The organism is Anabaena azotica FACHB-119 (genome assembly GCF_014697625.1).
Taxonomy (GTDB): Bacteria; Cyanobacteriota; Cyanobacteriia; order Cyanobacteriales; family Nostocaceae; genus Trichormus; species Trichormus azoticus_A.
Window position 1 is genome coordinate 21,822 of record NZ_JACJSG010000029.1, and the last position, 19,834, is coordinate 41,655.

At 40.2% G+C, this 19,834-nt stretch carries 15 protein-coding genes; 5 read left to right on the plus strand and 10 right to left on the minus strand.

Going from position 1 to position 19,834, the window contains the following annotated elements; all coding sequences use genetic code 11:
- The first annotated feature begins 258 nt into the window (after positions 1-258).
- Positions 259-1,587 carry a GAF domain-containing sensor histidine kinase gene (locus H6G83_RS20390; protein WP_190475654.1) on the plus strand — a complete coding sequence of 443 codons (1,329 nt, stop codon included), beginning with the start codon at positions 259-261 and terminating at the stop codon, positions 1,585-1,587.
- Positions 1,588-1,832: 245 nt separating this feature from the next.
- Here H6G83_RS20390 and H6G83_RS20395 read toward each other — a convergent pair whose 3' ends face one another.
- From H6G83_RS20395 to arsM, 4 genes are all read right to left on the minus strand, one after another.
- A complete protein-coding gene (locus tag H6G83_RS20395; protein ID WP_190475656.1) occupies positions 1,833-4,214 on the minus strand; it encodes a phosphoketolase family protein in 2,382 nt (793 codons plus the stop codon).
- Positions 4,215-5,047: 833 nt separating this feature from the next.
- Positions 5,048-6,055: an arsenosugar biosynthesis radical SAM (seleno)protein ArsS gene (gene arsS / locus H6G83_RS20400; RefSeq protein WP_190475658.1), complete on the minus strand. Its 1,008-nt coding sequence runs from the start codon at positions 6,053-6,055 to the stop codon at positions 5,048-5,050.
- A 33-nt stretch (positions 6,056-6,088) separates the two neighbouring features.
- Positions 6,089-7,048 carry an inorganic phosphate transporter gene (locus tag H6G83_RS20405; RefSeq protein WP_190475661.1) on the minus strand — a complete coding sequence of 320 codons (960 nt, stop codon included), beginning with the start codon at positions 7,046-7,048 and terminating at the stop codon, positions 6,089-6,091.
- A 15-nt stretch (positions 7,049-7,063) separates the two neighbouring features.
- Entirely contained in the window at positions 7,064-8,032 is a 969-nt protein-coding gene (arsM, locus tag H6G83_RS20410) for an arsenosugar biosynthesis arsenite methyltransferase ArsM (RefSeq protein WP_190475663.1), read from the minus strand.
- Between the two features lie 856 nt (positions 8,033-8,888).
- Here arsM and H6G83_RS20415 point away from each other — a divergent pair.
- Positions 8,889-10,613: a putative bifunctional diguanylate cyclase/phosphodiesterase gene (locus H6G83_RS20415; RefSeq protein WP_190475665.1), complete on the plus strand. Its 1,725-nt coding sequence runs from the start codon at positions 8,889-8,891 to the stop codon at positions 10,611-10,613.
- A 391-nt stretch (positions 10,614-11,004) separates the two neighbouring features.
- On the opposite strand, the gene H6G83_RS20420 is transcribed toward H6G83_RS20415, so the two are convergent.
- The 4 genes from H6G83_RS20420 to H6G83_RS20435 all read right to left on the minus strand — a co-directional run bounded on the left by H6G83_RS20420 (position 11,005) and on the right by H6G83_RS20435 (position 14,978).
- Positions 11,005-11,331: a hypothetical protein gene (locus H6G83_RS20420; RefSeq protein ID WP_190475667.1), complete on the minus strand. Its 327-nt coding sequence runs from the start codon at positions 11,329-11,331 to the stop codon at positions 11,005-11,007.
- 95 nt (positions 11,332-11,426) lie between these two features.
- Positions 11,427-12,464, minus strand: coding sequence for an aldo/keto reductase (locus tag H6G83_RS20425; RefSeq protein WP_190475669.1), 1,038 nt, complete (start codon positions 12,462-12,464; stop codon positions 11,427-11,429).
- Between the two features lie 225 nt (positions 12,465-12,689).
- Positions 12,690-14,132: a cardiolipin synthase gene (gene cls, locus H6G83_RS20430; RefSeq protein WP_190475671.1), complete on the minus strand. Its 1,443-nt coding sequence runs from the start codon at positions 14,130-14,132 to the stop codon at positions 12,690-12,692.
- A 9-nt stretch (positions 14,133-14,141) separates the two neighbouring features.
- Complete coding sequence (locus tag H6G83_RS20435; protein ID WP_190475673.1) at positions 14,142-14,978, minus strand: endonuclease/exonuclease/phosphatase family protein; 837 nt, start codon at positions 14,976-14,978, stop codon at positions 14,142-14,144.
- 272 nt (positions 14,979-15,250) lie between these two features.
- On the opposite strand from H6G83_RS20435, the gene H6G83_RS20440 reads away from it, so the two are divergent.
- Both H6G83_RS20440 and H6G83_RS20445 read left to right on the plus strand, forming a co-directional pair.
- Positions 15,251-16,114, plus strand: a complete 864-nt coding sequence (locus H6G83_RS20440; protein WP_190475675.1) for an alpha/beta fold hydrolase — start codon at positions 15,251-15,253, stop codon at positions 16,112-16,114.
- 312 nt (positions 16,115-16,426) lie between these two features.
- Positions 16,427-16,882, plus strand: a complete 456-nt coding sequence (locus tag H6G83_RS20445) for a pentapeptide repeat-containing protein (protein ID WP_190475677.1) — start codon at positions 16,427-16,429, stop codon at positions 16,880-16,882.
- Positions 16,883-17,129: 247 nt separating this feature from the next.
- Here H6G83_RS20445 and H6G83_RS20450 read toward each other — a convergent pair whose 3' ends face one another.
- Complete coding sequence (locus H6G83_RS20450; RefSeq protein ID WP_190475803.1) at positions 17,130-17,450, minus strand: type II toxin-antitoxin system HicB family antitoxin; 321 nt, start codon at positions 17,448-17,450, stop codon at positions 17,130-17,132.
- A gap of 141 nt (positions 17,451-17,591) precedes the next feature.
- On the opposite strand from H6G83_RS20450, the gene H6G83_RS20455 reads away from it, so the two are divergent.
- A complete protein-coding gene (locus tag H6G83_RS20455; RefSeq protein ID WP_190475679.1) occupies positions 17,592-18,419 on the plus strand; it encodes an ABC transporter permease in 828 nt (275 codons plus the stop codon).
- A gap of 80 nt (positions 18,420-18,499) precedes the next feature.
- Here H6G83_RS20455 and ndhN read toward each other — a convergent pair whose 3' ends face one another.
- Positions 18,500-18,988 carry an NAD(P)H-quinone oxidoreductase subunit N gene (ndhN, locus tag H6G83_RS20460; protein ID WP_190475681.1) on the minus strand — a complete coding sequence of 163 codons (489 nt, stop codon included), beginning with the start codon at positions 18,986-18,988 and terminating at the stop codon, positions 18,500-18,502.
- Between the last annotated feature and the right edge of the window lie 846 nt (positions 18,989-19,834).

Consider the following 19,834-nt stretch of genomic DNA (forward strand, 5'->3'; position numbering starts at 1 on the left):
GCTATAGATTGTAGTGATAGCTACAAAATCCGTCGTCATTATATAAGTTCTAGTTCAAAAGATCAATAGTTTTTTAACTTTAGATACAAGAAAGATATTACTATTGACGGTAGATAAACAAAAAGCCAATTAGTACATCATTGCCCGAAAAAAACCATGAATGAAAAGTTTTAGTTAAGCTTTATTAAATAGACTGAGGACAATAAGAGTTGTCTCTTATCTTCCTCAAATCCTGTGATCCTGAGCAAGAGCTAAAAAATGTTAATGTCTGCCAGTTCAGATTTTGTGGCTCTATGTCGAGAGCAAATAGCATTACTTACCCAAGGGCTAGGTGCTTCTTTAAGTGTAGTTTATCTAACGCAAGAATTGGTAGACTCGCCCACAGGAGAGGCGAAACTGATTCCTGTGGTGGTTTATCCAGAGACAGCAGTGATACTACCAGGGGAAGAGATTGCGGAAGTAACTGCACGTAAACAGTTACAAGTAGGTGATGTGCTGTTGCTACCTCAACAAGAGGACAATTTATTGACAGTAGCGCCAGTCAAGGAAACACCAGAAGCGAAAAGTTCGCCTTTTGGTGAAGAATACTTACTTGATGAGCGCCAAATAGTCTTACCTCTAGCGCATGAGGGGGTGATGATGGGATTATTGGTAACAAGCCGGGACGATCGCCCCTGGAGTGAACAAGAGCAAAGTCAAGTGCAGAAGGTAGGACAAACATTAGCGATCGCTTGTATTTTGGATCAACGTCGAGCATGGTTGCAACATCAACTACATCAACAGCAAATTCTCCAAGAACAACAGCAAGATTTACTAGATAACCTCTTACATCAGTTTCGCAACCCCTTAACAGCCTTAAGAACTTTTGGTAAGCTGTTATTAAAAAGACTGCGCCCAGGCGATCCAAATCGGGATGTGGGGGAAAATATTGTCAGGGAAAGCGATCGCCTCAAAGAATTGCTGCAAAAATTTGAACAGGTGATTGATTGGACAGAAACTGATTTAGCCACACTTTCATTACCAGAAAATGATAGCGTTGTGGAAGCAACTGTTCATAAGGACAAACCAGCATTATTATTACCGGGAACAGGAGAACAAGTAACCGATTGTTATGTGGCTGATTTGTTAACACCGTTGCTAGTTTCTGCCAAAGCGATCGCCCAAGAAAGACAAATTAAATTAAAAGCGGATATTCCGCCAAATTTACCAATAGTAAAAGCCAATATCAAAGCCCTACAAGAAGTATTGTGCAATATTATTGATAATGCTTTAAAATACACGCCTCAAGGCGGTAGGATTTATATTCAAGCCGGGCAAGAAAAACCTAAGTTTCAAGGAATTGCTATTAGTGATAATGGCCCTGGTATTCCTCCAGAAGATTTAGCCCATTTAGGCGAAAGACATTACCGAGGGGTACAAGCGCAAACGGAAATTCCTGGTACAGGTTTAGGGTTAGCCATAGCTAAACAATTAATTGAGCAAATGCAAGGCGAAATAGAGATTTTCAGCCCAGGAATTAATGCTAAATTAACTTCACCTAAAGCACCAGGAACAACATTTATTATTTGGTTGCCAGTTAGTCATTAGTCTAGATTCAACAGTCAACCGTTAATATTAGGCTTCTGGCAACAGTTCAAATTTATAGATAATTAACCGCCGATAAACGCCGATTAAAACTACAATGAAAAGAGTTTTCTACCCTCTCAGGACTTACGCAAGTGTCACAATTGGTGGTTGGTGCGTGACGCTACAAGTCTCATGACTACGTTCAAATATTATCGCTCCTCACACACCCTACAGAAAAAATATGCCAGTTGCGTAAGTCCTACCCTCTAATACGGCCATTGCCAGTCACTAATTTCTGGCATATCCTCGCCATATTTAGAAATGTAGTGTTTGTGTTCAATTAGCTTGTCTTGCATATGTTGCTTGACGTAAGCTGCTTTAGCACCCAATTTTGGTACACGGTCAATTACATCCATTACCAAATGGAAGCGGTCAAGGTCGTTCAGCACAACCATATCAAAGGGTGTGGTGGTGGTTCCTTCCTCTTTGTAACCGCGCACATGGAGGTTGTTGTGGTTGGTATGGCGATAGGTTAAGCGATGTATTAGCCAGGGGTAGCCGTGGAAGGCGAAAATGATCGGTTTGTCGGTGGTGAAAATGGTATCGAAGTCTTTATAACTTAAACCGTGGGGATGTTCTGTTTTGGGTTGTAGGGTCATCAAGTCCACAACGTTGACTACCCGCACTTTTAAGTCGGGGAAGTTGCTGCGGATAATATCCACAGCCGCCAAGGTTTCTAAAGTGGGAACATCACCAGCGCAAGCCATAACTACATCTGGTTCCCCGCCTTGGTCGTTGCTAGCCCATTCCCAAATACCAATACCTTTGGTGCAGTGTTTTACTGCTGCATCCATATCTAGATATTGTAGGGCTGGTTGTTTGCCTGCAACGATGACGTTGACATAGTTACGGCTTCTTAAGCAGTGGTCTGTCACCGATAATAGGGTATTGGCATCGGGGGGAAGATAAACGCGGATAATCTCAGATTTTTTGTTAGTTACGTGGTCGAGAAAACCGGGGTCTTGGTGAGAGAAGCCGTTGTGGTCTTGTCGCCAAACGTGGGAAGTTAACAAATAGTTGAGGGAAGCAATTGGTCTACGCCAAGAAATGTGACGGGTGGTTTTCAACCATTTGGCGTGCTGGTTGAACATGGAGTCGATGATGTGGATAAAGGCTTCGTAACAGGAGAAGAAACCATGACGACCTGTCAGCAAATATCCTTCCAACCATCCTTGACAGCAAGTTTCGCTGAGGATTTCCATGACTCGTCCATTGGGGTTGAGGTGGTCGTCTTCGGGGAGAGTTTCGGCTACCCATGTGCGGTCTGTGACTTCTAACACGGCGTTGATGCGGTTGGATGCGGTTTCATCAGGGCCGAAGATGCGGAAGTTGCGGTTGTCTAGGTTGCGTTGCATCACATCCCGCAGGAATTTTCCGGTGACTTGGGTGGCTTCGGCAATTACTGTGCCTGGTTTGGGAACATCAACGGCATAATCCCGAAAGTCTGGCATAATTAAATCACGCAACAGGAGACCGCCGTTAGCGTGGGGGTTGTCTCCCATGCGCCGATCGCCTTTTGGGGCTAATTCTGCTAATTCTGGTATGAGTCTGCCGTTAGCATCGAAGAGTTCTTCTGGTTTGTAACTCTTCATCCATTCTTCCAACAGTTTCAGGTGTTCTGGTTGACCTGATATATTACCGAAGGGGACTTGGTGCGATCGCCAATAATCCTCTGTTTTCTTCCCATCTACTTCTTTCGGCCCTGTCCAGCCTTTGGGCGTTCTCAAAATAATCATCGGCCACTGGGGACGCTTGGTAAACCCATGTACACGGGCTTCTCTTTGAATACTGTGAATTTCGGCAATAACGGTATCTAAAGTTGCTGCCATCTGTTGATGGACAACTGCGGGATCAGAACCTTCAACATAGTAAGGTTTGTACCCATAGCCGACAAATAAGCTTTCTAATTCTTCATGACTTACCCGTGAAAGTACGGTAGGGTTAGCAATTTTATACCCGTTCAAATGTAGAATTGGCAATACAGCCCCATCATTAACCGGGTTGAGAAACTTGTTGGAATGCCAACTAGTAGCTAATGCACCAGTTTCTGCTTCACCATCACCAACAACAGCCGCCACAATTAAATCAGGATTATCAAAAGCCGCACCAAACGCATGAACTAGGGCATAACCGAGTTCACCACCTTCATGGATGGAACCAGGAGTTTCTGGTGCAACGTGGCTAGGAATACCGCCTGGAAAGGAGAATTGTTTGAACAGTTTCTGCATTCCCACCGCATCTTGGGAGATGTTGGAGTAATATTCGCTATATGTCCCTTCCAAGTATGTATTCGCTACCAGTCCAGGCCCACCATGACCAGGCCCGGCAATGTAAATCATACTTTGGTCGTACTTCTTGATAATCCTGTTGAGGTGGACGTAAATAAAGTTTAGTCCCGGTGTTGTTCCCCAATGACCCAACAGACGGGGCTTAACATGGTCTATTTTCAGTGGTTCTCTAAGTAAGGGATTATCAAGTAGATATATTTGTCCAACTGATAAATAGTTGGTTGCACGCCAATAGGCGTTTATTTTATGCAGTTCTTCATCTGTTAAAGGCTTAATTTGTGGAGGACTTGCTAAAGTCATAATGTATTTCCAATTACACAACAGTTTTGCCAGTGCTAGTAAGCCAGTGTAGTAACCTACGATAGATGAGTCATCTCACCTGTGACAAATTTTTTCCTTACTGAATTGGAATTTTCGGTTTGATTCAGTCAATTTCAAACATTTGCACCATTCTAAAATAAACCTAAAGAAATTTTGTTATGTTAATTCTGACTTTTCACGGCATCTAGAAGACCTCTCTCCAAACCTCTCTCCTACAAGGAGAGAGGCTTTGATTTCTCCCCCTTCCCTTGTAGGGAAGGGGGCTGGGGGGTTAGGTCTGACGTTGACTTTTCCACATAACGTGAAAAGTTAGATGTTAATTCCCCCCATTCAGCAACACCTCAGTGCAGGAACCCTTTAATCATCAGGTTTTGTTAACTTTGAATTGATATCACTGGCTAGCATGAAAGGTTAACAGACTTTACATTGAAGTGAGTAATTTTTAACATTGATTTTAGCTATTGTTAAGAAAATCACTGCCTAGTTAAAAATCCAAACATTTATAAATCAGTTGCTCAATACAGAACTTACGCAACTGGCACTTGGGGTAGGGTGCGTCAGATGTGGAGAATCCTTGAATGTGTACAAAATTATTGGGGCTAACGCACCCTACTGGCGTGGCAAGACTAAAATGTGGCAATAGATTTGGATAAATTGAACGCAGATAAACGCAGATAAACGCAGATGAATAAGATGTTAGATTATTGGCTAATGTACTATTTTAGCCTTGCCACTAGCTGATATATTCAAAGTTTGTAGTAAGGACTTTAGTCCTGAAGAAAAGGCTAAAGCCTTGACTACGAACTGACATTTCAAACTAAAGCACCACCACAACTAGAACCATAACCAGCAGTACAGCCGTAGCAATAGTTAGCAGTTTGAATTTCATCAATTACATCTAAACTGCCACTTTCGAGTAATTTAGTAACAGTTAAAATTTCCCCATTCCTAGTTTTTGCTGGTAAATTCATCATCTGATTAAAGTCACAATCATATATATTTCCTAGATAGTCTACAGACAATTGATTGCGACACATTAAACCCGCAACTGTTTGAGGATTGAAATTTGATTCTAAAAACTGCAAATAACTCGTATGTAGCTTTTTCCGCTCCAAGTGAAGTTTCGTTCTGCCAACTGGGATATTAGTAATAGTGAAAAGGTTGTTAAATACAATATCAAATTTTTCTTGTAAGAACTTTTTATAATCTTGTTCTAACTTCACCTGTTCAGGAGTTAAAGAGAATTTTTCAGTTGTTGGTAATTGTGGGTTATAAACCAAGTCTAAAATTAAATTTGGGTTATGCCCATAACCAACTTGATTTAGCCATTGCAACGCTTTAACAGAATCATCAAATACACCTGTTCCTCGCATTTTGTCAACGTTATCTGCTAAATAACAAGGCAAGGAAGCTACAATTCTGACTTGATGAGTTGCAAAGTATTTAGGTAAATCACCAAACCCATCAACAAAATAAATAGTTAAATTAGAACGGACAACTACTTGCTTATTGTGTTGACTTGCGGCTTCGACTAACGGCTTAAATCCATAGTTCATTTCTGGTGCGCCGCCTGTCAAGTCAACAGTTTGAATTTGGGGAAACCGATGAATTAACTCGATTAACTGTTGACAGATTTCTGCTGATAATTCTTCTGTACGTTTTGGCCCTGCTTCAACGTGACAATGTGTACAAGCAAGATTACAACGTTTACCTAAGTTAATTTGTAAAACAGTAATATCTTGTTTGCTTAAAGGAGCATCTAATTTAGATTGAAAATTGGTGATTTTTGGATTGGTGGTAGTGCTTGATATGCTTGTCATTGATGACTACTCCTGAAGATGTTAAAAATCATGCTACCCTTGCAACAATCTATAGGTTATACCACCAATAATAGTAGCAATGGGCAGGCTGAAAATCCAAGCTAGGAAAATTTGAGCAAAAATATATTTATTGGCTTTGTTACCAATTAGCCCTACACCGAAAATAGAACACACACTAACCTGAGTTGTAGCTATAGGTACGCTGTAATTAGTGCCAGCAATCAATAAAAGACTGGTAATTATATTGGCAGATATTGCCTGAGTACGATTCATTGATGTGATTTTTGTACTCATGGTTTCGGCAATTTTTTGAGAGTTGAGTAAACCACCAAGTCCCATAGCCATTGCTATAGTAATCATAGCTCCGGCAAGAGAAAAATAATCGATAATCAAAATGAAAGAAGCAATTTTAGCTGTATCGTTAAAGCCTCTAGCGAAGCTGAAGATACCAGCACTTATATAATGCAGGATATTAGTGATTGTCTGATTTAATTGCCAGTGGAAACGATTTTTTAGGTAATCAATTAAACTGTAAGTTCCAGCACTTAAGGGAATTGCGATAATAGCGCTCAAGAATAGGGGTAATATAAAGTTAATGCCTAAAATAGCAAAATTTACCTGAAGTCCGTGGGCTACTAAACCAGCACCAAACATTGCACCTATCAAGCTGTGATAGGTAGAAATAGGAAATCCGAAAATAGCAGCAATCAATACAGTTAAACCAGATGCGATCGCCACTGCCAAATGGAACTCTGGATTATTGGCGATCGCATCTGGTAATATACCTTTGCCAGTAAATTCTGTAACTATATTCCTGCCTAAATAGGTAGCAGCTAACGAGCCTGCAAAAGTTGTAGAAGTCGCCCACAAAATTGCCGTTTGGTAGCTAGTTGTGCGACTACCAAACAGCGTAGCTACACCCTTAAAATTATCATTAGCTCCATTAGCATAAGCTAGGAACAGGGTAGCAATAAACAGACTAATTAACAACATTTCCAGAAGTATAAATTAACAGCAACCACCACCGCTATAATGCCAAGTTGAATCCGTAATTATTATTTCCGTTGGCTTTACACTTGCTAGTTTAGCAGCAGTCTTATCGCATACGGTTGCCGGAATGCCACGTTGTAGGATATGTCCGGCTGCATCATCAAAAAATGGCTCAGAACCAGCATAAATTGCCGTCTTTCCTGTGAAAATACAAGCACCATCTTCAGGAATAGCCACTTTGAACGAAACAGAATCAAGACTTTCTAAAAGTAGAGGTGTTTCTAGGTTATAAGTTTGAGTATCTAGTAAGCGATAAGGACGACGGGCGCGAATTTCAATCTGACCGAAGCCAGCAGCAATTATGCGCTGAGTATATTCTTCATAGGTAAGTGCGCCTGATAAGCACATAGCACGTAACCGTTCATCTTGCTGCAAATGTGCAGGAATAGGACGAGTCGCAATAGGGTCACTCATTTGCAAACGTCCACCAGGCTTTAAGACCCGATACGCTTCTTTTAATGCACGGGTTAAATCTTCCGGCTCAAAGATATTAAATAAACAATTTTGGGCGACAATATCCACTGACGCATCAGCTACAGGTAAGTTGAAAGCGTCTCCTTCCCGAATTTCGACAAAGCTCTTGTCAAACCAAGGGTTTTCCGCCACCGCAGTTGCTAAATTGCTTGTTGCTGCTTCTCGCATCGCTGCAACTGGGTCAACTGCAATTACAGCACCAGCACGGCGAGAAAAATAAGCAAACTGCAACGCCTCTAACCCACCACCTACACCAACATATAAAACTGTGGGTTGCTTGCCTAGTTCCGTAGGATGAACCGTAGTTCCACAACCATAATTCATTTCCTGCATAGCCAAAGGAACTTTTAACCCTGGTAGTTGCAAGGGTGTACTTTGAACACAACACAGTCCCACCTGTGGCGTTTGAGCAACTTCGCTATAAAATTGTGCGGCTGTTTCTAAGTAGGTCATGGCGGTCTTAATGTTGCTTAGATATCAAAGTTAGTCTGTGCCTTCTCAATATAACGAAGATTGAAGTCAGTTTTTACCGATAGTGAAGAAACCTCTAATTTTTTAAAGTAAAAACCTATATCCATTGATTTATCTGCGTTTATCTGCGTCCATCTGCGTTCAATTATTCTATGCAGCTTTATATTAATTGCTATTAGATTAATCGTATGAAAAGCAAAAAATCAAACTCTATAGGAATCCGATTTGATTTCTGAAAAAATCTCAGTATATGTAGTATCTGTAGGGTAGGCAGTGCATCGGCAAAGCCATGATATGGTGGGCAGTGCATCGGCCTACGTAATATTTCAAAAATCAAGTATGAGTCCTATATATAATTAGGACTTACGCAAGTGTCATAATCAAACTAACTGTAGGGTGCGTCAGCACCAATAATTTCGTACATATTCAAGGATTTTCCACATCTGACGCACCCTACCCCAAGTGCTAGTTGCGTAAGTCCTGATAATAAGTAAGCATAAAAAATTATCTTTTATAATAATCATGTTTTATGCCTAAATTGATTTACGTAGGTAAAAATAGGCAAAACGCAAGTATATACTGATGAGATGGGCGATCGCCAATAACTATAGTTAAAAGTTCTACAAATTATAAATATAAATTTACGTATTATTACTTAATTTGAAATTAATATAAATGACCCTAAACTGAATATTTACTAAATCTATATACAAGTACCTATACATTAGACTGTTATTTAGTGCAGCATAATAGATAACCTCATATCGCTTTGTTCCCACTGATGGTGAAATCAAAGTGATGTACTGATTTGCCAACTGTTAAGCCCTATTAATGATCTATGCAGTTAAATCACAAACTCTATTTATACTCAACTCTAAATAATTTCAGATTCCTCAACAAAAGTTACACCGCCAAAATTATGTCGGTGGTATTTTTAGGTACTCATATTCCACTTTTAACATTAATTTTTAGTTGCGTCATCTCTAATTCCTACTCTAGACAGATGACAATTCAAATATTAGCCACTACTGTATTTGCAACTTTAGTTGGTACAGCAGCCACCCTTTATGCGCTTCATCATCTGCTGCTACCAATTAATTTAACATCAGCCTCACTAAGAGACTATCTCAACAACAAAACCTTGCCCAGTTTACCTACGGAATTTGCTGATGAAGCAGGTACGCTGATGGCAGATACATCACAAGCTCTCCGCAAATTAAACGAGTTGATTGACTATATCAGTAATTATGACGAACTCACAGGTTTACCCAACCGTGAGTTATTGGAGGAACGTATCCATCAGACTATATCTCAATCACAAGACAGCCAAAGAATGGTAGCCGTGATGGTGTTGGGAATTGATGATTTTACAGGAATGAGCCATGCACTGGAACGTGAGCAATGTAATTTACTATTAAGAGCAGTAGCCCAGCGTTTAACAAGTTGTGTTGCTCAGACGGATATTTTAGCTCATTTGAATGCAGACGAATTTGCGATCGCTCGCCAAGAAATACCTTCATTTGAAAGTATCATCAAGCTGTCGCAACTGCTATTGGCCACATTAAACAAACCCTTCCTAATTCAAGGAAACCACATTCGACTCACAGCTAGCGTTGGCATCACAATTAATCAACCCGATAGTATTCTTGATTTAGATCAGTTGTTGCAACAGGCGCACATAGCCTTATATCAAGCCAAGCAACAAGGACGCAGCCAATACCAGTTTTATTCACCAGATATTAACACCCAACTACAACAACGATTAGCCTTAGAGAATGAACTACATGGGGCATTAGAGCGAAAAGAAATTGTAGTTTATTATCAACCTATTATTAATTTACAAACTGGAAAAATGACGGCTGTTGAAGCCTTAGTACGCTGGCAACACCCCATAAGAGGTTTAATCTCTCCTACCGAGTTTATCCCCATTGCTGAAGCTAATGGATTAATTGAGAAAATTGGCGAATGGGTATTGCGGACTGCCTGCATCCAAAACCGTGCTTGGCAACTTGCAGGGCTTCCACCCATGCGGATGTCAGTAAACTTATCAGCTAGACAGTTTGAACAAGCAAATTTGGTAGAACTTATTCATCAAATCATGCAGGAAAGTGGTTTGCAACCATCCTATCTAGAACTGGAAGTCACCGAAAGCTTTTTAATGACAGATATAAACCACTCTACAAAAATCCTCAAACAATTGCGAGAATTAGGTGTATGGCTAGCTCTAGATGACTTCGGTACTGGGTATTCTTCTCTCAACTATCTCAAGCGCTTCCCTGTAAATATGCTGAAAATTGATCGGTCATTTGTGCAAGATATAGCCTCTAACCCTGATAGCGCTGCTGTGACTGATGCCATCATTGCTTTAGCAAAAAGCCTACAATTAAAGATTACAGCCGAAGGCATAGAAGACCAACAACAACGTCATTATCTACAACAGCGTGGCTGTCATGAAGGTCAAGGATATTACTTTGGCGTTCCTGTTCCCGCCGAGAAAATCACAGAACTATTGCAGCAAAAACAGGCAATGGGCTACGCTCCACCTTTGGCGAACGTCGCCTAAGTCTTGAGAAAATACCAAAAAATAAATTATTTAAATTGACTATTAATAGGTGCGTCAGGATGAATATCTTCTTGGTACAGCCAGGGTTGATAATACTGATACCGATTCTCTATGAAATTGCACAAAAAAATGATGTAGAGACGTTGCATGCAACGTCTCTACAGTGCAGAATAAAGTGCATCTTCATTAAGAAACGGTATGACGCACCCTACTGGCTTGTCTAGGCTAAAATAGTACATTAGCCACCAATCTAACATTTTAATCATCTGCGTTCATCTGCGTTCATCTGCGTTCAATTTTTCCCAATCTATTGCCACATTTTAGTCTTGACACGCCACTACAGATACTGAATATTTTTACAGAAATCAAATCTGATTCCTATATGTGCAACTTAGATGCGCGACAGCTTATTAGATATTTCTTCCAGTTCTTTGCTAAACAATTCTAACAAGCCAACTGTTCCCACAAAAAAAGTATAAATGCCATATTTGATTGGCATCTTTTTTTTAGCGCCTGCATAAAAAGCAGCTATTACTCCTTCCAAAAAATGGCAGGTAACAATAAAACGCTCAACCCAAAAAATCGGAATTAAAATGCTGGGAATATTAATGTTAGCGATTACAGCATAGATATTCCACGCTTCCAAAGCAATAGCACTGCTGATGAGAACTGTAGATACAACTTTAATAATCGAGACTAGGGTTTGCTTGATATTCATCTTAATTTACTGCATTTTAGACATATTATCCCATAATCTCCAATCCAATCAAAACTTCTGTTGCTTTCTTGTGAAGACGTGAAAATAACTAAAACTTATCCTAACCACTCAGGATTTTTGGCTGTACTATCAAATTGACTAGTAGTTTTGAACAGTTCATACTGACCTTTCAGAGCTGCTTGACGAGTCCGATTTAACAGCGCTCTGACTTGTGCTTGGCTCATAGGTGTAAAGGTACGTACTGCCTCAAAAGCCTGCTCTAAAATAGGCATACTTTCAATGCCTGTAATTACAGTTGAAGTCGGCAGATTCATTACATAATGTAGGCATTCAATAGGTTTAACTACATTGCTTTTGAGAATGGTTTGGTCGCCCATTGATTTCATTCCCAGCACAGCAATTCCTTGTTTTACCAGTATCGGTAAAACTTGCTTTTCAAAACTACGGAAATGAGCATCCATCACATTTAAAGGCATCTGCACTGCGTCAAAACGGAAGTTATTTTGATTGGCTATTTCTAACATTCTGAGATGCACTAAGGGGTCTTTATGTCCGGTAAAGCCTATGTAGCGAACCTTACCAGCTTTTTGGGCTTCTAGCACCGCTTCCATCGCACCACCAGGGGCAAAAATGCGGTCTGGGTCTTCCAAACGAATGATTTCATGGTGCTGCAACAAATCAATGCGGTCTGTCTGCAAGCGTTTGAGAGATTCATCAATTTGTTTAGCCGCCGCCGCTTTGGTGCGACCATCGATTTTGGTCATCAGAAAAGCTTTTTGACGATAACCATCACGTAAAGCTTTACCCATGCGAAGCTCACTACCCCCGTTATGGTAATCCCAACTATTATCCATAAAATTAATGCCGCGATCAAGGGCGGTGCGAACAAGTTTAATACCCTCTTGCTCATCTTTTGGTCTACCAATATGATGACCGCCTAAACCAATTACAGATATTTTTTCTCCCGTGCGTCCTAGTTGTCTGTAGAGCATTTCCCCTTTTTTGGTCTGGTTTGGGGTAGATTGATTTTGTGCTAGGACTTGTTTAGCTAAAGCTTGAGAAGCAAACACTCCGGCTGCACCTAAACCTGAAGCAGAAAATATCTTCAGTAAATTTCGTCTGCTAATATCCACAAATTTATCCTTTTGGCATACTATAAAAACTTGCTTTCATAGCTTGGCATTTTGGATATTCAGGGACATCTAACTGATGAAGGAGAACAAGATTAATTTACAGGACTTACGCAACTGGCACTTGGGGTAGGGTGTGTCAGATGAGGAAAATCTTTGAATTTGTAGGAAATTATTGGGGCTGACGCACCCTACAGTTGGTTTGATTATGACATTATGCTTTGCCTTTTACAACAAAGGTGTTAACAACCGCGATATTCTTACAGCTAAACTAAACCACAAAGGTTTTCTATCATACTCAGAAAAATCTACGTTCACAGATGCTGCTAAATCAGCTTGTAACATTTCCTCTACACTTTTAGCAAACTGATTATTAGCAATAAAACCCATCACTTCAAAGTTGAGAAAGAACGAGCGATTATCTAAGTTAACCGTTCCCACACCTGCTAAATCATGGTCGATGAGCATAATTTTTTGGTGCATGAATCCATTCTTATAACGATATAATTTAATATCCATCGTCTTCATTTCTGTGTAATAAGAGAAAGAACACAGATAAACCAATAAATGATCGGGTCGGTTGGGTAAGATAATTCTCACATCTACACCCCGCATTGCGGCTAATTTCAAAGCTGTGAGAGTCGAATCATCTGGGACAAAATAGGGCGTAGCAATCCAAAGGCGAGTTTTTGCTTGATTGATGGCGTTGACAAAGAAAAGTTTACAAACCTTGAGTTTATCTGCGGGGCCTGTGGGTAATATTAATGCTGTAAAATCAGTTTCTAGGTGAGGTTTTACTTCCCAATTCACATCAAGGACTTGACGAGTCGCCCAATACCAATCTTGTAAAAAGGTACTTTGCAAACTTTGGACAGTCGGCCCTTGTAACATCATGTGGGTATCGCGCCAAGGACTCAAACGGCGATTTTTCCCCAGGTACTCATCCCCAATATTCAAGCCACCAATAAATGCAATTTCACCATCAACTACTAAAATCTTGCGATGGTTGCGGAAATTCAACTGAAAACGATTACCTCTACCTTTGGTGGTGTGAAATGCGCTGACTTGAATGTTATGTTTTTGCAGAGATTTAATATAAGAGCGAGAAAGTTTACTTGAACCAATCTCATCGTAAAGTAAATAAATTTCTACTCCTTCCTGCGCCTTAGCAATTAAAGCATCTTTGAACTGATTACCAGTTTGGTCATTGACAATAATGTAAGATTGCAGCAAAATATAACTCTTGGCAGATGCGATCGCACTCAACATGGCTGCATAAGTCTGCTGACCATCGATTAATAATTGGGCATTATTACCTGATGTAAAAGGAATACCAATACAAGCTTCTGCTATTAGTTGCAATGATACTAATTTCGCGGAAACTGCTACCTGAAATTGAGTAATTTCGATGTAAGCCTGACGAACAAGCTGATAATGTTGGGCGTAAACTGAACGCAAAGCTTCAGCATAGCCGTGAAATTTCGTTCTGCCTAAAATCCAGTATAACGGAATAGATAGCCAGGGGAAGGTGATTAAAGAAATACTCCAAGCGATCGCACCACGGGAAGAACGCACATTCATTACCGCATGAGCAGCGTGAGCAATTCCCAAAATATGAACAACAACCGTCGCTGCGCTAAAAAAAGCCAGGATGCTACTGTCTACCAGCATCTTCAATTCTTATATATGGTCATAAGTAAATTCTGCCAGTAAAGGTTTGTGATCGGATGAAAAGATTTCATCAAAAACTTTAGCACTGCTGCGCTTTTCTTTTAGTCCTCGATAAAAAATATAGTCTAAGGGGGGTGACAAAAGGAACCGTTTAATCTTCTTACTTTCATCCGGGGCGAAATGTGCTTCTTTTAAACCCAACCGCATGACAGTTTTCTCTAACAGCAGCGCTCGTTTGCGGCTCCAAGTATTAAAGTCCCCCGCAAAAATAATCGGCCCAGTATGAGTTGAGATGGCTAACTCTAATTCCTGTAATTGCGCTTTGAATTTATCTAAATCTACAAAATTAATTAAATGACTATTGATAGTTAACAGAGTTTCTCGGTGATGAGATAAAGAGTATTCAGTAAATAGGGAAACCTTGGGAGTTTTAAACAGAGGCTCATGGTGTTTAGTCACAATAACTTTTTTAGCGATCGCACTAATTTTAGCCGCCGTCAAAATCCCCGAATAAGTTTGGTGATGAGCATCAATAAAATTAGGCGCATAAGCCCAACTCATATTGTGAAACCCAACAATTTGTTCCACCCCCAAACCCATACGCACCTCTTGTAAAAATATCAGATCGGGTTGGCATTCTCTCTGTAGTTTTAAGAAATCCTTAAACCAAAATTTCTCAAAATTATTTTTAGCAATATTCCAATTTAAAACCTTAATCGAGTCGCTGTTTAATTGTGTTGGTAGTACATGGCTACTATCAATTGTCGATTCTGGTGGGCGAATAAATCTGTAATAAGGTAGAAATTGTTTAGCAAAAGTAACTACATTTTCTTTAATATCAGACATTACTAAACATCCTTTAATTTATTCCCGACAGATGACTGCGTACTGTGTTATCTACAAAGTGGGCAACGTCCACCCTACTATCCTTTATCCATCAAGTATTAATCCTATACATATAGATTGGCACAAGATAGCAATTTCCAGATAGGAAAAGAGTTTTCCACCTATCACTTGTCACCTATTCCCTGCAACAACACCTCTGCGAACAGATGTTTTAAATTGCCAAGCTTACCAATATAAAAACAATCCTGTCATTTTCCAAAGGAATCTAACCTATGACTGTTACTCAAGAGACTTGGCAACATGAATATATCACTACCAATGGCGTGAAGCTGCACTACGTTACCCAAGGAACAGGCCCATTAATGTTAATGTTACATGGCTTTCCTGAATGTTGGTATTCCTGGCGACATCAGATACCCGTTTTTGCTCAACATTTCCAAGTTGTGGCGGTTGATTTGCGTGGCTATAACGATAGTGATAAACCCAAAGAACAGTCAGCCTACGTTATGGACGAATTTATCAAAGATATTGAAGGGCTGATTAGAGGATTAGGACATGATAAATGTATTTTAGTCGGACATGATTGGGGTGGAGCGATCGCTTGGTCTTTCGCTTATGCACACCCTAACATGGTAGAGCGGTTAATTATCCTCAACCTACCCCACCCAGCGAAATTTTCTCAAGGTCTATTCAACCCTCAACAATTTCTCCGCAGCTCGTATATATTTTTATTTCAACTTCCGGGAATACCTGAATTCCTCCTGCAATCTGGAGATTATCAAATCATCCCTAAAACTATTCAAGGTACAGCTTTTAATAAAGATGCGTTCAATCAAGCAGACCTTGATACCTATCAAAAAGCCGCAGCAAAACCCGGCGCACTCACGGCAATGTTAAACTACTATCGTAATATTTTTTCACACTCATTCTTTAATAGAGATTGGGGCATTTTAGATGTGCCAACACTGATGATTTGGGGAGAAAACGATACTGCCCTTGGTAAAGAACTCACTTACGGCACAGAAAACTATGTCAAGAATCTGGAAATTAAGTATATTCCCGCTTGTGGGCATTGGGTACAGCAAGAAAAACCCGAATTAGTTATCCAGTATATGCGGGAATTTCTGGTAATTTAAATTACTAAATATTAAGTTTGATATTGTACCATTTAGTAATAGGAAAATACTTAAGTTATTTCTTAATACATATATACTAAATGGTGTAATATCTTAAAAAGATTTAACATAAAATTTATGCAAGTATTTATGCCTAATTATTTCCCCAAAAAATGCTAAAAACCATACCCAATAGTAGTTCCAATATGGTGATGAGAAAATTAATATATAAAAAGCAACTGTGCTTTAAATCAACATTCTCCAGAAGTTTAATGAGATAATAGAAATGTGAGGTAAAGAACGGACGCAACTTAACTAGAAAGGGGGATATTTATGAAACTCAAGCTATTAGCGGCTGTGGCCTTAGCAACTCCCCTATTTTTGGCGAACTCAGTCAACGCTGGAAATCCGCAAGACTTACAAAAGCTACTATCCACCGGGGAATGTATCGGGTGTAATCTTAAAGGCATGAACCTCAGCAGCGCTCATCTAATTGGTGCTGACTTACGAGGAGCAAATCTCTCTGGCGCTAACCTTTCGGGCGCTAACCTGGAAGGTGCTGACTTAACCAACGCCAACTTAAAAGGGGCTAACTTAACTTCAGCCTACCTAACCAACGTCAACATGAAAAAAGCCAATCTCAATGGAGCGAACCTAACTCGCGCTCATGTGATTGATTCCAACGTATATGGTGCATCAATGGATAACCTCACCATCACCGATGCAGAAATTTATAATACGGCGATCGGGGTTGGTGGTGAAGACGCACAAATTCCAGATTGGGATTAGGTTAAACTCAGCAAGCTGGCTTTAAGAAACACATATTGGGGTGGGTAAGTACAAGTAAGAGAAAGTTGGGTGTCATCACCCATCCCTACAAAATTATTGAGATATAAGAACCTGCTTTAATGTTTTCAAAATCTCAGCACTGCATATTTGCAAGTTAATCTTGTTACTTTAATAAGACGGGCATTTTGTCCGTCTTTTGTGTTTTTCGGCAAATAGAATATTTAAAAATTAAACACTAACCCTACTGTTAACTAGCATACTGACACAAGCATTTTTCTATCCAAGAATTAAGACTTGTACCCTCTTTCTTTGCCTTGATAGCGATTGTTTTATGTAACTCTGGGTTAATTCTCAGCATCAGCTTACCTGAAAATGGTTTTTCAGGTTCTTCGCCACGTTCTTGGCAAAATTCTAAATAATCATCAACTGAATCGTGAAACGCTTGCTTCAGTCCTTTTACGTTATCACCCTGGAATGTAATTACATCTCGAATATTGATGACTTCGCCATGAAAAATTTCGGCTTCATCGTCAAATTCAACAACGGCTTCATATCCTTTATATCTCATCGTCACCCATGCCTCCCTTGTCCAGCTTAAGAGTAAAAGATTTATATACCAGTCAATTATCTTCAATTCCACCCTCAGATATTGAGATGTCAGATAATGTAAAGTAATATTTACAACACACTGCCTACCTGACTCAAAAAAGTGACATCTCAAAAATCTTTAATCTGGGGAAATAAATTTAAATATTCACAACTGCAAATCCTGTTAGCCGATACCTTAACTATCTTTTGGGGAGATTGGTTAGAATTGCGGGTAAGAATAGCACAAATAGCAGCGTCTGGGTTAATATCGCCACTGATATATATCTTGGCCTTTGGTCTAGGACTAGGTAATTCAATTAGACCAGGTGCTGGCATCAGTGGTAATTACAATAGTTATTTAGAGTTTATGTTGCCTGGCATGGTAGCCTTATCATCCATGACCGTGAGTTTTGCGGGGACAACATTCTCGATTTGTGGAGATAGACTGTTTAGCAAAACCTTTGAAGAATTATTGCTCACCCCCATCAATCCCTTAGCAATGCACCTTGGTAAGATGCTGGCGGGAGTGGTGCGTGGTTTAATGACTTCCTGTTCGGTAATTTTAGTAGCGCTGATAATCACGAGAAACTGGAATTTTATTAATCCCTTATTTTTACTGATCATAATTTTGAATTGTGCCGTATTCGCGGGGTTAGGTGTAATTGTCGGCTTATCAGTGCGATCGCTAGAATCAGTAGGGCTATACAACAACTTTGTCATTATCCCCATGTCCTTCTTAGGCGCAACCTTCTTTGACCCCAGCACCCTACCAACCGCATTCCAAGCCGTAGTTTATTTACTCCCCCTCACCTACGCCAGTACAGGCTTACGCGCCGCCGCTAACTTTCCCTTATCTCAGTTTCCCTGGTATAGCATACCGATTTTATTAGTGATGGCGATCGCCCTTACCTACTGGGGTGGTTATAAATTCGCCCATCAACAAGACTAGTAATTAGGGTATAGGGGACAGGGAACAGGGGACAGCAAATTTAACCTGTAACCTGTAACCTGTAACCTCTCCCCTATCACCTACACAGCCTGATAAGCATCAGAGAAAGTATCTTTAAGAGACTTCCAACGGAAAGCGCGATCGCCTCCTCTCTCAACAATTACCTTCACCTTGGGTTCCAGTTTCGGTAACTCTGTCAAAAACTCAACTTCTTGATCAGACAAAATATGCCCTTCAATAATCCACAACACCAACCCCTTAGACTTGGGTGGCAATTGTTCTAGTTGAGAACCCACAATTGGTGGCAGATAATATACATTACCCACTGCTGCACCATTACCAGAACTTTTCTTCCCTAAATGGGGAGGTCTAACCCCGTGAACGCCTGTAAGATAGGCAGCGACATCGCCTAGTCCCCTAGCGGTAAACTGCAAAGTCGTATAGCCAGCTGCACGCAACCGCCGCCGATACCGACCTTCAAAACCTCCTTCCAGAGGTACATAAACACCTAAAGATCCAAATTTTTCCAGATCCTTAATGAAACCGTTGCCAGTGGTAATTAGTGCCATATAGTTTTTTGAGGTTTTGTCCTATCCCACTTTGATATCTCTATTATTTACCTTTAAAGGTCAGATTAAGTTAGATCAGGAAGCTTATACCTGAGATAAGCAATCCTCAATTATGCAGGGGACAGGTGACAGGTGACAAGTGATAGGGAAAAGAACCGATATATATTCCAAATCTTGATTATCGGCTGTTAATTTCTTCAAATCCATCTCTCTGTGACTCCGTGCCTCTGTGGTTGAAAAATCAATCTATAAATTTTCTAGACAATAACCATGAGATAGTTTATAGTATTAGATTGTGACCAAAATCGCCTATCAAAGTATCAAGACGCGATCGCCTAAGCCAAAAAGTTTATGTAGATAAACTCGCAAAAGTGATCAAAGACTGATAAACTAGAAAAGCTTTAGGTCAAAGCAACGACTACACCCACTCCTGTAGTCAAAAAACAAGCAACACCTTAGATTAAGGTTGAATTTGTTTAGAGAAGTAGAAACTGAGCGTGACTTCAGTTAAAGGATACTGAGTAGTAAGAACTGCTTAAGTCCCCTACTAAATGGCAGTTGTCTCAAATCGGGAGAAACCCTCAAGGCACTGCCGCCAGAAAAGTGCCTAAGCAAATGCTCGGACGAAAGCATTGCTGCACAAAGCGCAAAGCTGTACAAGCTTGCCCTGATACCAGAAGCTATCTCTTCTTTTAATGAAGATGCTTGTGGCTGTTCTGGTAAGAAAGAGAGTGCAACTAAATAGATTTATCAAATAAAGACACCGCCTGTTGTGTCCGGTTGAATTTGTCGTGGCGTAAGCCGTTTACAAATTCCTAATTTCGTCCGTACATCACCGGAGTTCAC